This is a genomic window from Nocardiopsis suaedae (assembly GCF_027706745.1).
In the GTDB taxonomy this organism is placed as follows: Bacteria; Actinomycetota; Actinomycetes; order Streptosporangiales; family Streptosporangiaceae; genus Nocardiopsis_A; species Nocardiopsis_A suaedae.
Genome location: NZ_JAQFWP010000032.1, coordinates 59,749 through 74,670 on the forward strand (window position 1 = coordinate 59,749; position 14,922 = coordinate 74,670).

Annotated in this window: 11 protein-coding genes; 7 read left to right on the forward strand and 4 right to left on the reverse strand. The window is 76.1% G+C overall.

Annotation, left to right across the window (positions count from 1 at the left end):
* Positions 1–163: 163 nt before the first annotated feature.
* Together O4U47_RS17435 and O4U47_RS17440 are read left to right on the forward strand one after the other, a co-directional pair.
* Positions 164–1,588: an NAD(P)/FAD-dependent oxidoreductase gene (locus tag O4U47_RS17435; protein WP_270678937.1), complete on the forward strand. Its 1,425-nt coding sequence runs from the start codon at positions 164–166 to the stop codon at positions 1,586–1,588.
* 90 nt (positions 1,589–1,678) lie between these two features.
* On the forward strand, positions 1,679–2,158 hold the full coding sequence (locus O4U47_RS17440) for a hypothetical protein (RefSeq protein WP_270678938.1): 480 nt from the start codon (positions 1,679–1,681) through the stop codon (positions 2,156–2,158).
* Positions 2,159–2,185: 27 nt separating this feature from the next.
* On the opposite strand, the gene O4U47_RS17445 is transcribed toward O4U47_RS17440, so the two are convergent.
* Positions 2,186–3,091, reverse strand: coding sequence for an NAD(P)-dependent oxidoreductase (locus O4U47_RS17445; protein WP_270678939.1), 906 nt, complete (start codon positions 3,089–3,091; stop codon positions 2,186–2,188).
* Positions 3,092–3,257: 166 nt separating this feature from the next.
* Between O4U47_RS17445 and O4U47_RS17450 the strand changes: the two genes are divergently transcribed.
* From O4U47_RS17450 to O4U47_RS17465, 4 genes are all read left to right on the forward strand, one after another.
* The gene (locus O4U47_RS17450) at positions 3,258–6,839 is read left to right on the forward strand and encodes an AfsR/SARP family transcriptional regulator (RefSeq protein ID WP_270678940.1); all 3,582 of its coding nucleotides are present in this window, start codon (positions 3,258–3,260) and stop codon (positions 6,837–6,839) included.
* Positions 6,840–7,478: 639 nt separating this feature from the next.
* Positions 7,479–8,795 carry a sensor histidine kinase gene (locus O4U47_RS17455; protein ID WP_270678941.1) on the forward strand — a complete coding sequence of 439 codons (1,317 nt, stop codon included), beginning with the start codon at positions 7,479–7,481 and terminating at the stop codon, positions 8,793–8,795.
* 148 nt (positions 8,796–8,943) lie between these two features.
* Positions 8,944–10,191 (forward strand): sensor histidine kinase, encoded by a 1,248-nt coding sequence (locus O4U47_RS17460; protein WP_270678942.1) that lies wholly within the window; start codon positions 8,944–8,946, stop codon positions 10,189–10,191.
* Positions 10,188–10,793 carry a response regulator transcription factor gene (locus O4U47_RS17465; RefSeq protein WP_270678943.1) on the forward strand — a complete coding sequence of 202 codons (606 nt, stop codon included), beginning with the start codon at positions 10,188–10,190 and terminating at the stop codon, positions 10,791–10,793. Before O4U47_RS17460 ends, O4U47_RS17465 begins: the two co-directional genes overlap by 4 nt.
* 144 nt (positions 10,794–10,937) lie before the next feature.
* Here O4U47_RS17465 and O4U47_RS17470 read toward each other — a convergent pair whose 3' ends face one another.
* The 3 genes from O4U47_RS17470 to O4U47_RS17480 form a co-directional block, all read right to left on the reverse strand.
* Positions 10,938–11,141, reverse strand: a complete 204-nt coding sequence (locus tag O4U47_RS17470; protein ID WP_270678944.1) for a cold-shock protein — start codon at positions 11,139–11,141, stop codon at positions 10,938–10,940.
* 362 nt (positions 11,142–11,503) lie between these two features.
* Positions 11,504–12,271, reverse strand: a complete 768-nt coding sequence (locus O4U47_RS17475) for an ABC transporter permease subunit (protein WP_270678945.1) — start codon at positions 12,269–12,271, stop codon at positions 11,504–11,506.
* The gene (locus O4U47_RS17480) at positions 12,268–13,254 is read right to left on the reverse strand and encodes an ABC transporter ATP-binding protein (RefSeq protein ID WP_270678946.1); all 987 of its coding nucleotides are present in this window, start codon (positions 13,252–13,254) and stop codon (positions 12,268–12,270) included. Before O4U47_RS17480 ends, O4U47_RS17475 begins: the two co-directional genes overlap by 4 nt.
* A 362-nt stretch (positions 13,255–13,616) precedes the next feature.
* On the opposite strand from O4U47_RS17480, the gene O4U47_RS17485 reads away from it, so the two are divergent.
* On the forward strand, positions 13,617–14,861 hold the full coding sequence (locus O4U47_RS17485; RefSeq protein ID WP_270678947.1) for a sensor histidine kinase: 1,245 nt from the start codon (positions 13,617–13,619) through the stop codon (positions 14,859–14,861).
* Positions 14,862–14,922 lie beyond the last annotated feature (61 nt).

Consider the following 14,922-nt stretch of genomic DNA (forward strand, 5'->3'; position numbering starts at 1 on the left):
CCGCCTGAAGGCGGGGGGTTCCGGCCTCCACGGCGTGCGCGGGGATTCACGGCTCAGGCAGCCACCCGGGCCAGCGGCCTGGGTGGACGTGCACCGTCGACACCGTCCGGGGGCCGGCCCGCCCGGACCAGCACCACAACAGCCTATGAGGAAGGTACGACAGATGCGGAGACCGTTGGCCTCCCTCGTGGAGGAGTCCCTGGCGGGGGTCCGCCCCCGCACCTTCTGGCTCGACCCGTCCGTGCCCGGGCACGAGGAGCCCGAGGCCGCCCCGCCGCTCGGCGGGGAGTCCACCGCCGACCTGGCCATCGTCGGCGGCGGCTACGCCGGGCTGTGGACCGCCCTGCTCGCCAAGGAGCGCGACCCCGGCCGGGACGTGGTGCTCATCGAGGCCCGCACCTGCGGCTGGGCGGCCTCCGGGCGCAACGGCGGCTTCTGCGCCGCCAGCCTCACCCACGGCTTCGGCAACGGCGCCGAGCGCTGGCCCGAGGAGGTCGCCGACCTGGAGCGGATGGGCCGGGAGAACCTCGACGGCATCGAGGAGGCCGTGCGCCGGTACGGCATCGACGCCGAGTTCGAGCGGACCGGCGAGCTGGCGGTGGCCACCGAGTACTGGCAGCTGGAGGAGCTGGAGCGGGAGGCCGCCGAGCTGGCGGAGCTGGGCTACGCCCCCGAGGTGCTCACCGCGAGCCAGGTCCGGGCCGAGGTGGACTCGCCCACCTACGTCGGCGGCACGATCGACCGCTCGGCCTGCGCCATGGTGCACCCGGCCAAGCTGGCCCGGGGCCTGCGCGAGGCCTGCCTGCGGCTCGGGGTGCGCATCCGCGAGCACTCGCCGGTCCGCGGCATCGAGCCGGTGCGCGGCGGGCTGCGGCTGGCCTCCGACGGCGGCGCCGTCACCGCCCGCCGCACCGCCTGGGCCACCGGGGCCTTCCCCGGGCCGCTGCGCCGCCTGAAGCACTTCGTGGCGCCGGTGTACGACTACGCGCTGATGACCGAGCCGCTCACGGCCGAGCAGAAGGCGGCCGTCGGGTGGAAGGGCCGCCAGGGCGTCGGCGACTCGGCCAACCTGTTCCACTACTACCGGCTCACCGCCGACGACCGCATCCTGTGGGGCGGCTACGACGTGGTGTACCGCTACGGCGGCCGCATCCGCCCCGAGCACGACCAGCGGCCGGAGACCTTCCGCCGCCTGGCCGAGCACTTCTTCACCACCTTCCCGCAGCTGGAGGGGGTGCGGTTCGGGCACTCCTGGGGCGGGGTGATCGACACCTGCAGCCGGTTCTGCGCCTTCTTCGGCAGCGCCTACCAGGGGCGGATGGCCTACACCGCGGGCTACACCGGCCTGGGGGTCGGGGCCACCCGCTTCGGCGCCCAGGTGATGCTGGACCGGCTGGAGGGCGCCGACACCGAGCGCACCCGGTCGGCGATGGTGCGGGAGCGGCCGATCCCCTTCCCGCCCGAGCCCGCCCGATATGCGGGGATCGCGCTCACGCTGCGCGCGACCGCGGCGGCCGACCGGGACCGCGGCCGACGGAACCTGTGGCTGCGCACCCTCGATCGCTTGGGAATGGGCTTCAACAGCTGATCAGAGGCGGGGTCCGCGCTCTTGGCAGGTCGCGCGCGGGTGTGCTTCGATTCACACCGGTACTTGCTCGGGGGAGGGGCGAGGACGGTGATGGCTTCGGAGTATCGGGCCGGGCCGCCGCAGGGGCGGACGGAGGGGGACGACGGCGCGGCGGGCGCCGGGGGGTCCGCGGACGGGGGCGCGGTGACGCTGACGCTGCCCCGGGGGTTCGCGTCCTGGCTGAACGGGAGCGACGCGATCCGGACGCCGGGCGGGGACCCGTTCCACGCCTCGGCCCGCCGCGCGGTCGCCGGGGCGCGCGCCCGGCCCACCGGTGATGTCGACGTCACCTGCGACATCGGCGGGATCTGCGTGATCGGCGAGCAGGCCTACAAGCTGGCGCACACCCCGGGCATCCCGGAGGCGCTGCTGGACGAGGCCCTGGTGACCCTGGAGCGGTTCCACTCGGCGATGGACGCCTGGACCGCCAAGGAGGGCATGTGCGTGGACTGCGGCGGCAGCGGCCGTGGACCCGACGGCGCCCCGTGCCCGCAGTGCAAGGGCACGGGGCGGATCCCCACGGGCTGGTGAGGGCCGGGCCGCCCGCGGGGCGGCCGGTCAGGCCCTCTTGTCCATCAGGGTGATGAGGCGGGCGAAGGTGCTCTCGCCGAACCCGGCGTCGATGCCGCGCCGGAACAGGGCCAGGACGGCCTCGGGGAGCGCCGCGTCCACGCCCGCGTCGCGCGTGGCCTGGAGGACGTGCTCCATGCTGGCGGTGTCCATGGCCAGGCGGTCCTGGTCGCCGGGGAAGCGGCCCTCGGCGACGGTCTGGGAGGTCATCTCGAAGAACATCGGCATGTCGTTGCCCTCGATGATGTACGGCGTGATGGTCTCCTCCGGGATGCCCTCGGCGCGGGCGAGCGCCAGGGCGTGCAGGAAGCCGGTCATGGTGGTCCAGAACAGGTCGAGCTGGATCTGGTAGTAGACCTGCGCCAGCCCGGGGTCCTCGCCGCGGAAGTCGGTGGAGGTCAGCACCTCCAGGACCGCCTTGTTCTCCTCGAAGGCGGCGCGGTCGCCGCTGTAGTAGGCCGACATCGACGCGTCGCCGATGCCCGGGGCGGGCGACATGACGCCGCCGGTGACGTACCGCGCGCCGTGCCGCCCGGCCCACGCGGCGGCCTCCCGGGAGGCGGCGGGGGTGTCCGAGCCGAGGTTGATGAGGGTGCGCCCGTCGAGGTCGGCCTCGGCGCCCTCCAGGACGCGGTACATGACGGCGTGCTCGGTGAGGCTGAGCAGGACGGGGCCGCCCGCCCGCAGGGCCTCGGCCGGGGACGCGGCCACGTGGGCCCCGCGCCCGGCGAGGGCGTCGGCCTTGGAGCGCGTGCGATTCCAGACGGTCAGGTCGTACCCGGCCTTGAGGAGGACACCGGCCATCGCCTGGCCCATGGGGCCCAGACCGATGAGGGTGACGGGGGTGGGGTTCGGCTTCGTGGCCGCCTGCGCGGTCGCCTGCGTGTTCGCCATGGTGGTCTCCTTCGTTCTGCGGAGTTCTCCGCCGTTCTCCGTCGCCGATCTCCGACTCCGGGCGCCGGTGCCCGGCCCGGTCGGTCGCGATGGGTACACAGTGGCGGCGGGCGCTACGGAACGGCTGTCAGAGCGCTACGGGAGGCGCTACCGGTACCTTTGCGCCATGCGCTTGGGGGTGCTCGGTCCGCTCGTACTGTGGGACGGCGAAGGCGGCGAGGTACCGCTGCCGGGCGCCAAGGTGCGCGCGCTGCTGGCGTCCCTGGTGGTGCGCCGTGGGGCGCCGGTACCGGTGGACTCGCTGGTCGACGATGTATGGGGCGACTCCCCTCCGTCCGACCCGGCAGGGGTGCTGCAGGCGCGGGTGTCCCAGCTGCGCAAGGTGCTCCGGAGTGCGAACACCGGCTCCGGGGACGCCCCGACCGTGGTGTTCCGGTCCCCTGGCTACCGGCTGCACGGCGCGTTGAGCGTCGACGCAGACGATTTCGAGTACAAGGCCGACCGGGCGTCGCGGCTGTTGAGGGGGGCCGACGCCGCCGCGGCGGCGGAGCTCCTCGACGACGCGCTGGCGCTGTGGCGGGGCCGGGCCCTTGTGGAGTTCGCCGACGAGCCCTTCGCGCGCGCCACCGCCGCCCGCCTGGAAGAGCGCCGACTGGCCGCGGTGGAGGACAGGGCCGAGGCACGGTCGGCGCTGGGGGAGGACGCGGCGCTCGCGGGGGAACTGCGGGCACTGCTGGACGCCCACCCGTTCCGGGAGCGCTTGCGCGCGGCCCATATGCGCGCGCTGTACCGCTCAGGGCGCCAGGGGGAGGCGCTGGACTCGTACGAGGAGCTGCGGACGAGGCTGGCCGACGAGCTGGGGACCGCCCCGGGGCCGGAGATCGCGGCTCTGCACACGGCGGTGCTGAGGCACGCCCCGGAACTGGGGCCGGGGAGCCGGACCGCGGGTGGGGCGGGGAGCGAACTCGGGCTCGGGCTCGCGCTCGGGAGCGGAGACGGTGGCACCAGCTCCGGGGAGGACCCGCGCCCGGACGGCGCGCGTGCCGGGGCGTCGGATGTCGCGGCCGCCGGAGCGTCGGACAAGGACCGCACCGGCCCCGGCCATCAACCCGGGCGCCGACCCGCCGAAGAGGACACGGCAGCGGCCGCGGCCGTCGTCGGCGGGTCGGCCCATCCCTCGTCGGTCCACCCCGCCGGGCCCACCCCGTCGGTTCCGCAGTCCGGGGCGGACGGGCCGCGCGGCCGTCGCGGGCGCCTTCCCGTCGCCGTCGGGCCGCTGATCGGGCGGGACGGGGAGGCGGCCCGCGTGTGCGCGATGGTCGGGAACGGGCGCCTGACCACGCTGACCGGGCCGGGCGGCGTCGGCAAGACGCGGCTGGCGGTCGAGGCCGCCTCACGGGCCGGTGACCGGTTCCCCGGCGGGGTCGTGCTCGTCGACCTGGCGCAGGTGGAGCCCGGGGGCGATCCGGTCGCGGCGGCGACGGCGGCGCTCGGGCTGCGCGACGACGCGCAGGCGGCCGACCGCGACCCCGCGGCCCGCTTCGCCGCCGCACTCGCCGGTGAGCGTGTCCTGATCGTCCTGGACAACTGCGAGCACGTGATCGGCGGGGCGGCGGAGCTGGCGGCGTGCGTGATCGCCGGAGCCCCGGAGGCGCACCTCCTCGCGACCGGCCGGGAGCCGCTGGGCGTACCCGGCGAGCGGGTGCGTCCGGTCGCCCCGCTGGGGCTCCCTGCGCCCGGTGCGCCGCCCGACGCGGGGGCGCTGCGCCGGACCGGTGCCGTCCGCCTCTTCGCCGAGCGGGCGGCCGCGGCGCGGCCCGGCTGGGAGCTGACCGACGGCAACGCGGCGGCGGTGGCGGCCGTCTGCCGCCGCCTCGACGGGATCCCGCTGGCGCTGGAACTGGCCGCCACGCGCATCAGGGCGATGAGCGCCGCCGAGCTGGCGGAGCGGTTGGACGACCGGTTCCGGGTGCTGTCGGGCGGGCGCCGAGGGGTCCCCGAGCGGCAGCGGACCCTCCGCGCGGTCATCGACTGGAGCTGGGAGACGCTGGACGCCGATGAGCGCGCCCTGCTGCGGCGGCTGTCGGTCTTCCGGGGCGGGTGGACGCTGGAGGCCGCCGAGGCGGTGTGCGGGGCCGGCGCGGCGCTCCTCCCGTCGCTGGTGGACCGGTCGCTGGTCGTGGCCGCCGATGAGGGGGACGGCGGCGGCGGGACGCGGTACCGGCTGCTGGAGACGGTGGCTGCCTACGCCGCTGAGCGGCTGGCGGAGGCGGGCGAGGAGAAGGAGGCCGGTGTCCGGCACGCCGCCTACTACGCGGAGTTCGCGGAGCGCGCGGACGCGGGGATCCGCGGGCCGGAGCAGGGGGTGTGGCTGGAGCGCCTGGACGTGGAGTGCGCGAACATCAAGGCCGCCGTGGGGGAGGCGGGGCGGTCGGGGGACGCGGTGACGGCGCTGCGCACGGCCGTGGCGTGCGCGTGGTTCGGCACGGTACGCGGACGACTGGGGGAGGTGCGGGCCCTGCTGGAGGAGGCGCTCGCGCTGCGCCCCGGCGAAGAGTCCGACCAGCCCGACCGGCTTGACCGGCCCGACCGGCCCGACCGGCTTGACCGGCGTGACCGGCTCGCCGTGCTCTCTCTGCAGGCCGAGGCCGTCCATGCCGCCGTCATGGCTCTGAGTGCGGCGTTCGACGGGGACGAGGGGCCCATCGGGGCCGCCCTGCGTGAGCGCTTGGCGCGGGGGAGGGGCGACGCACGCCTGCGGCGGGCCGAATGGTTCCTGACCTATGCCGAGTGGGGGATGGGCGACCTGGAGGAGGGCGGCAGGCGCGCGGCGCGGGTCCTGGAGGCGGCCAGGGCGGCGGGCGACCGGTGGGGGACGGCGGCGGCCCTGGTCGTCGAGGCGTGGTGTGCGCAGATCCGGGGCGACCTCGACCGCCACCGCAGCGCCGCTCGGGAGAGCGAGCGCCTCTTCCGGGAGGAGGGGGACGACTGGGGGGTGCTCCAGGCGTCGGACCTGCTGGCGCAGGCCGCGGAGATGCGGGGCGAGTACGGGGAGGCCGGGCGCCGGCTCCGGGAAGGGCTGGAGGACGCCGAGCGCCTGGGCCTGTGGGGCGTGGTCTCCGCCCGGCTGTCGGGGCTCGGGAGGATCGCGATGCTGCTCGGGGACCTGGTGGGGGCGCGGCGGTCGCTGGAGCGGGCGCGCGCGATCGCGGTGGAGCGGGGCGACGAGGGCGGGCGGGAGTTCGCCGACGCGGGGCTGGCGCTGGTGGCCCGGAGAGAGGGGCGCTTGGACGAGGCCGAGGAGCGGACCCGGGCGTCCATCGCGCGCAACGACCGGGGGCAGGGCGACATCGGGCTGGCGTTCATCGAGGCCCAGCTCGGGTACGTGGCGGAGCAGCGCGGAGACGCGGAGGCGGCGCTGGCCCACCAGAGGCGGGGGCTGGAGCGGGCGCGGGCGTCCGGCGACCCGCGCGCGGTGGCACTGGCGCTGGAGGGGACGGCGGGGGCGCTGTCCTTGGCGGGCGACGCGGCGGCGGCCGCGGAACTGCTGGGCGAGGCCGATGCCCACAGGCTGTGGACGGGGGTGCCGCTGCCGGAGGCGGAACGCTTCGACATCCGGAGGGCGGAGGAACGCGTCCGGGAGACCCTGGGCGAGGACGCTTTCGAATCGTCTCGAACCCGGGGGAGGACGAAAGCCCGGCCGGGAGCCGGATCCCCACGCACCGGAGGTGAAGAGGCCCCGCACTGAACCCTCCGGCAAAGAGACCAAGAGGCCGAGGCCGAGCCCCGTCCACCGGTCCAGGGGCCCAAGCGGTCCGGGCGGGCGCAACGCGTGTGCGAAGTCACCGCACTCGGCGGTGATGGCAGGAGCGGGGAAGCGCCCGCATCCGCCGTCGGCGCCCGACACGGCGACCACGCACGCACCTGGTCGCCGACAGCGGTACAGGAAGTGTCGCCGACCTCCGTCGTCACTGCCCCCGACCCACGCCCCGACGGCCCGCCGCCCGGCCGGGGCTGGTGACCGGTGTACCTCCCGAGCCGCCCCCGGCGCGGAAGGAACCCGCCCGCCGTCCGGCGTCGGTCCCGTGGCGGAGCCTGACATCTGTCACACGCCATGCCCTCCCCTACGTCAAAGGGGAGGGGTGACAGCGGCACCTGTCGGCAGAGGTCCTGCAGCGGCCATCCTTGTCACCTCACGGGATCGGCGCCGACCGCCGACCCCGCCCCCGGGGGCACGGGCGCTCACCCGGGGATCCGCGGCGGGGCCGGGAGGACGGCCCGGTCCCGCCGATCATCCCGTCCGGGACCGTCCGGGACGGTCCGAATTCGGGCGGACTCTCGGGACCCCGGTTTTGCCCGGCCGTGTCCGGGCGGGGACCATCAGTGCATGCTCCGTACCCGTCAGGACCGTCGTCGCGGCCGAACCGAGGCCCCCGCCGAGTCCCGCCCCGACGGCGCCGCCGAGGACGGCGGCTGGGCCCCCGGCTCCGGGGACGCGCCCTCCCGGCTGGACCGGCGGGTGCGGACCGCCCAGTGGGTGGCCTTCTTCATGCTGTGCTTCACCTCGGTCCAGATCCTCGTCTACGCGGTGGTCGCGCTCACCGTCCCCGCGTTCATCGGGGCCGCCGACCCCGGGTGGCAGGACGCCGTCGGCATCGCGGGCGCGGCGGTCCTGGCCGGGGTGACGCTCTGGATGCTGGTGATCCGGGTCTTCTCCGGGGCCTTCCCCTCCCCGTGGCTCTACTGGTCGTCCTGCGCGCTGGCCCTCGCCGTCCTGTGGGCGCTCGGGCTCTGGTTCTGGACCGTGATGCTCCTGAGCGCCTGGTGGTCCGCCGCCTACCTGTGCGCCCGCGGAAAGGCGCTCTGGTCGGCCACGGCCGTGCTCCTCGTCGCGCCATGGGCGCTCGCCGGGTGGTACGCCTCCACCTCCGACTGGATCGCCTGGGACGAGGTCGCGCTGGTGTGGGCGGTCGGAGCCGTCTACGGGCCGCTCGCGATGAGCGGCAACCTCGCCTCCGTCTGGCTCTACGAGCTGGCGCGGGACGCCGTCGCGGGGCGGGAGGCACAGGCGCGGCTGGCGGTGAGCGAGGAGCGGCTGCGCTTCGCCCGCGACGTGCACGACCTGCTCGGGCACAGCCTGTCCGGCATGGCCGTCCAGAGCGATCTGGCGACCCGGCTGGCCGACCGGGGCGACCCGGGCGCGGCGGCGGAGCAGATGCGCGATGTGCAGTCGGCGGCGCGCACCGCGCTGCGCGAGATGCGCAGTGCGGTGGCCGGGTACCGCGCGATGGACCTGGGGCAGGAGCTGGAGAACGTCGGCGGCGTCCTGACGGCGTCCGGGATCAGGGTGTCCGTGGAGGGAGGCCCGGAGGAGATCCCGGACGAGGTCCGCGGACCGGCGGCGTGGGTGGTCCGCGAAGGCGCGACGAACGTCGTCCGGCACAGCGACGCCGGCAACTGCAGCATCGTGCTCCGGCGCGAGGAGGGGCGGGCGGTCGTCGAGGTGCGCGACGACGGGGCGGGCCGGGCCGCGGGGGCGGCGCCCGGCAACGGGATCACGGGGCTCACCGAGCGGGTCGCGTCGGCCGGCGGGACCCTGGAGGCCGGGCCGAGCGGCGGGGGCGGGTTCGTGCTGCGGGCGGTCCTGCCGACGTCCGAAGCGGACGGGGAGCCGGGAGGGGCTGCGGAGGCGGCCCCCGGGTAGCGGTGCCGACCGGTGGCCGTGCGCATCGCGGCGGCTCCCGGGAGGGGACGGCGGGCGGAGGCAGGACACCGGGCCGCCGGAGGAGAGGGATCCTGGTGGGGGCAGGTGCCGGGCGGGCGCGGCGCCCGGGGAAGGGACGGCGGGACGGATGGCGAACGGCAGCGGCGGGTCAGGCGCCCGCGGGGACACGGCGGACGATCCCCGCTGGCGGACGGCCTGGTGGATCGTCTTCGGCGCGCTGGCCTTCCTCGCCCTGACCATCGCCCTGTTCAGCCTTCAGACGGTGCTCACGGTCGGGGACTCCATCGCGCTGTGGCGGCGGGTCGCGGCCGTGGCGCTGTCCGTGCCCCTGGCCGCCCTGTCGATCCGGATGGTGTGGCGGCGGGTCAACGGGGCGACGTCGACGAGGGGCCTGTTCTGGGCGTCGGTCCTGCTCCTGGCCGCCGAGGTGGCCGCCCTCGACATGTGGGTCGGCACGGCCATGGTGGCCGGCGCGTGGTGGTCGGCGGCGGGGGTGGCCAACTCCGCCGCGCGGATGGCCGCCCCGACGGCGGCGCTGCTGGCCGCACCGTGGGTGCGCGCCGCGTTCTTCGACCCGGCGGACTGGGGCCTGGTGGCGCTGCTGGCCGTCGCCGGTGTCGGGTGGGCGGTGCTGATGTACCTCGGCCATCTCGGCCTGCTGTTCCTGTGGGACCTGGCGGGCGCCGCCGCCGCGGGCACCAGGGCGCGGGCGCGGCTGGCGGTGAGCGAGGAGCGGCTCCGGTTCGCCCGGGACATGCACGACCTGCTCGGGCACCGGCTGACCGGCATCGCCGTCGGCAGCGAGCTGGCGGCGCGGCTCGCCGAGCGCGCACCGGACCGGGCGGCCGACCAGATACGGCAGGTGCAGGCGGCGACCCGGGAGGCGCTGCGGGAGATGCGCGGCGCCGTGTCCGGCTACCGGGACGTGGAACTGGCGCGGGAGCTGGACGGCCTCCGGGCCGTCCTGTCCTCCACCGGTGCCCGGTTCACGGTGGAAGGGGTGCCGGAGGACGTCCCCGAGGAGGTGCGCCCGCCCGCCGCGTGGGTGGTCCGCGAGGGCGGGACCAACGTGGTCCGGCACAGCAGGGCCGAGCACTGCGGCGTCGTGCTCCGGCGCGAGGAGGGGCGGGTCGTCGTGGAGGTGCACAACGACGGTGCGGAGGGCGGTGCGGACGGCGGTGCGGAGGGCGGCGCCGATCCGGGGCGGGGCAACGGTCTGACGGGGCTCGCGGAGCGGGTGGCGGCGGCCGGCGGCACACTGGAGGCACGGCGCAGCGGGCGCGACGGCTTCCTGCTGCGGGCGGTGCTGCCCACCGGGGCGGACGGACCGGACGGGGGCGCCCGTGAGCGGACGCCGAAGGGAGCGGGAACGTGATCAGGATCGTGCTGGCCGACGATGAGCACCTGGTGCGCGGGGCGATCGCCGCGCTGCTGGGGCTGGAGGAGGACCTGGAGGTCGTCGCCCAGGTGGGGCGCGGCGACGAGGTGGAGGCCGCTGTCGCCGAGCACGCCGCGGACATCGCGGTGCTCGACATCGAGATGCCGGGCGCCACGGGTCTGGAGGTGGCCGGCCGCCTGGCCGGGAGCGCGCCGCGGTGCGGCGTGCTGGTGCTGACCAGCTTCGGCCGCCCGGGCTACCTGCGGCGGGCCCTCGACGCGGGCGCGCGCGGGTTCCTGGCCAAGGACGCCCCCGTCGATGAGCTGGCGGGCGCGATCCGCAAGGTGCACGCGGGCGGCCGCTACATCGACACCGAGCTCGCGGCGGCAGCGATGACCAGCGGGGACAACCCGTTGACGCCGCGGGAGGCCGAGGTGCTGAAGTCGGCGGCCGACGGCCTCCAAGTGGCCGAGATCGCCCGGACCATCCACCTGACGGAGGGCACGGTGCGGAACTACCTGTCGTCGGCGATCACGAAGACGGGAGCGAGCAACCGCCTGGGAGCCATCCGAAAGGCGCAGGACATGGGGTGGCTGTAACGGCCGCCGCGAGGCGCCCCCCACCCCGCATGCGGTGCCGTGCGGCGCCCCGCAGACGGGAAGGGCCGCCCCCGCCTGAACCAGGCGGGGGCGGCCGTCAAAGCGGCGACGGGCGGAGGGCCCTGCCGTGCAGGCCGCGGCTCCTCAGAGGGAGCGGACCTGCTCGGCCTGCGGGCCCTTCGGGCCCTGCGTCACCTCGAACTCGACGCGCTGGTCCTCTTCGAGGTTCCGGAAGCCGGCGCCGTCGATGTTGCTGTAGTGCACGAACACGTCGGAGCCGCCCTCGTCACGGCTGATGAAGCCGAAACCCTTTTCGCTGTTGAACCACTTCACGGTTCCCTGGGCCATAGCTGCCTCCTGGCAGGTCGATCCTTACCGGGTCCGCGTGCGCGGGCCGGTGATCGCACTTGAGACGTGGCGCCCTCTCACCGCTCAGGGAAGAAAAGAACGCCCGCGCCGAACTCCGCGAGCGTCGAACACAAGGCTGAACACAAACACAGAAAAAGCCACGATCACCCCGTACAACAACCTCCGCGGCGATGTATTCCGCCGCGGCGGAACGGATCCGCCCGCCGGGGGTGATCCGTCGGGCGCCGAGGCCCTGACAGGCGGCTGCGCCACCGACGCCGCCACCGACGCCGACGCCGACGCGGACGTCCGCGTCCGCGCCGGTCGGCGGAGGTGACGGTTCAGGGCCCCGGTGCCCTCCTCTACGGCTCGTAGCGCAGGAAGCGGACCGCCCCCACCGCCAGGGCCGCCACCGTGTAGGCGGCCAGGACCGCGAACCCCGTCAGCGCCGAGCCGTCCCCTGCGAAGCCCGCTCCTCCCGACATCAGGTTCGCGGCCCCTCCCGGCAGGTACGCCGACGCCTCGGGCATGTCCGCCGTGTTCAGCACGATCCCCAGGACCGGCTCCAGCAGCAGCGTCGCCACCAGGACCAGCGTCAGCGCCGCCGCCTGGTTGCGCAGCAGGGCCCCCAGGCCCACGCCGATCAGCCCCCACAGGGCCAGCGCCCCGAACGTCCCGGCCAGGGTCGCCAGCACCGCCCCGTCGGTCAGGAAGGCCGCGTCCCCGTTCGCCGCGAAGACCGACGCCGCGACCGCCACCGTCACCACCACGGCCGCCGCAGCGCACACCGCCGACGCCGCCGCGCCGCCCAGCACCTTGGCCGCGTACACCGCGCCCCGGCGCGGCTCGGTCAGCAGCGTGGGCACGATCGTGCGCGTGTGGTACTCCCGCGTGACCAGGAGCGTCCCCACCACCAGCGGGATCACGTAGGCGGTCGCTCCCGGCTGCCGGTACACCAGCCGCGCGCCGTCGACCACCCCCGGCGTCGCCCCCGCGTAGTCCAGCACGTACCCCGCGGTCAGCATCGCCCCCGCCAACGCCGCGCACAGCGCCGCCAGCCCGCCCAGCAGCCACCACGTGGACCGGGTGGTCGTCAGTTTCCGGATCTCGGCCCCGACCAGCGTGGTCATGCGCGGCCTCCGTTCTCGTCGTCGGTGAGCTTCAGGAAGGCGGACTCCAAGGTGCACCGCTCGGCGCGCACCCCATCCGGCCCGGGGCTCCCCTCCGCATGCCCCTCCAGGGCGGCCAGCGCCTCCCGCTCCGGGGCGCCGACCCACACCCGGTCGTCGGGCAGGACGTGGGTCCGTAGGCCGGCCGCCGCGACCGCCGCGGCCACGGCGGCGGGCCCGCCCCGGTCCCCGGCGCGCGCCGAGAGCACGCACTGCCGTTCGTGCAGCAGCCCTTCGAGCGGCCCCTCGTGCACCAGCCGCCCCCGGTCCAGCAGCACCACGTCGTCCACGGTCTGCTCCATCTCCCCGAGCAGGTGGCTGGAGAGCAGCACCGCCCCGCCCGCCTCGGCGAACCCCCGCAGGAAGCGGCGCAGCCACAGCATCCCTGCCGGGTCCAGGCCGTTCGCGGGCTCGTCCAGGACCAGCAGCTCCGGGTCGCCCAGCAGCGCCGTGGCCAGCGCGAGCCGCTGGCGCATCCCGGTCGAGTAGCCGCCGACCCGGCGCCGCGCCGCGTCGGCCAGCCCCACCTGCTCCAGCACCTCGTCCACCCGCCCGGGGCCGCACCCGGCCGGACCGGCGGCGCAGCGCAGGTGGTTCCGGCCGGTCCGCCCCGGCACGAACGCCCCCTCCTCCAGGGCGGCCCCGACCCGCCGCGCCGGGGACCGCAGCTCCCGGTAGGGGCGGCCGAGCACCTCCGCGCCGCCCGAGTCCGGCCGGACCAGCCCGAAGACCATCCGCAGCGTCGTGCTCTTGCCCGCGCCGTTGGGCCCCAGGAACCCCGTGATGCGGCCCCGGCCCACCGTGAACGACACCCCGTCCACGACGCGGCGGCCCCCGTAGGTCTTGGTGAGGCCGCGCACGGCCACCGCCGCCTCCTCCCCGTGCCCCGCGTCGCGCCCGCCCGCGCGTTCGGCCCGCTCCGGGGCCCATGCTCCCGCCGCCACCGCGGCCTCCTCTCCACGCGGCCCCCGGGGCCGCGTCCGTCGCCGGTCGGCAGGACCATAAAGGCGCCCTGCGCGGCCGACCGGCGGCCGGGCGCGGCAGCCCGCCCACCCGGGATCCGGCGTCCGTCCAGGTGGGGCGCGCGCACCCGGGGAGGCCTAGGCCGTCTGTCACGGGTGCGCCGGTGACGGCCCTCAGCACGGCCCGGTGACGCAGGGGACTGGGCGGCTTTCGGGGGCCGGGGCGGCACCCGTGCCATTTGTCACGGCCGCCCGGTGACTCCGGCGACTACCTGCGGCGCAACCCCGGGCGGGAGAGTGGTGCGGCGTCGACGGGACGGAGTGCCGGAGGAGAGGGAGGGCCGATGGAGGCGCCGGACGACAAGGCCCTGCGCCGGGCGAGGCGGGTCCTGCTCGGGATCTACGCGTCGGTGGTCCCCGCGTTCCCGTTGGTGATCGCGTTCGGCGTCGAGAACGCCCACGAGGGGTTCGAAAAGGGCTTCCCCGAGCTGTGGCGGTACATTGCGGCCGCCGTCGTGAGCGCGCCGTTGGGCGTGTTCGTGCTGCGCCTGGGCGCGATCCGGTTCGGGCGGCTGAAGGGCGCCGAGCGCCGCACCCACTACACCGCCTACGCCCTGCTGGCGGCGGCGTTCCTGCTGGTCGCCCCGTACCACCCCCGCGACCCGCAGTTCTTCACCGGGATGCTCCTCGGCATGTGGTGGGCGGCGGTCGCCCTGTCCCTGCCCCGGCGGCGCCTGCAGGCCACCCTCATGGCAGTGCCGCTGGTGCTCGTTCCTCTGGCCGCGGCCCCGTTCACCGCCGACGGCGCCTGGGACGTCATGGTCGTCCAGTCTGTCGGGATCGTCTGGGGGAGCGTCATCGGAGGCGGCGCCTTCGCCGCCTTGACCTCGGGTCTGATGACCCTGTGGGACCTGTTCGAGCAGGCCGTGGAGGGTCGGGAGGCGCGGGCCCGGCTCGCGGCGAGCGAGGAGCGCCTGCGCATCGCCCGGGACATGCACGACATCCTCGGCCACAGCCTGTCGGGGATCGCGGTCAAGAGCCAGCTCGCCTCCCGCCTGGTCGGCCGCGACCCGGGGGCCGCCAAGCAGGAGATGGCGTCGGTGCAGGCGACGGCCCGGGAGGCGCTGGCCGAGGTGCGGTCCGCCGTCGCCGGGTACCGGGAGGCCGACCTGGCGGTCGAGGCGCGGTCGGTGTGCGACGCGCTGCGGGCGGCCGGGGCCGCCTGCTCGGTGGACATCGACGAGGACGTGCCCGTCCGACTCTCCGGCGCGGCCGCCTGGGTGGTGCGCGAGGCGGGCACCAACGCGCTGCGGCACAGCGACGCCCGCCGGTTCAGCGTCGCGGTGCGGCGCGGCGGCGCGGCGCTGGTGGTGGAGGTCGCCAACGACGGCGTCCCGCGCGGGACGGCCGGGAGCGCGGTGAACGGCGGCGGGAGCGGCCTGGCCGGGATGCGCGAGCGCGTGGCCGGGGTCGGCGGCACCCTCACCGCTGGTCCGGACGGCGTCGGCGGCTTCCTCGTCCGCGCCGAGTTCCCGGAGGGCGTCGGCGCCGACGGGGCCGCCTGCGCGGTGGAGGGGGGCGGCCGGTGATCAGGGTCGTGCTGGCCGACGATGAGCACCTGGTGCGCGGGGCGATCGCCGCGCTGCTGGG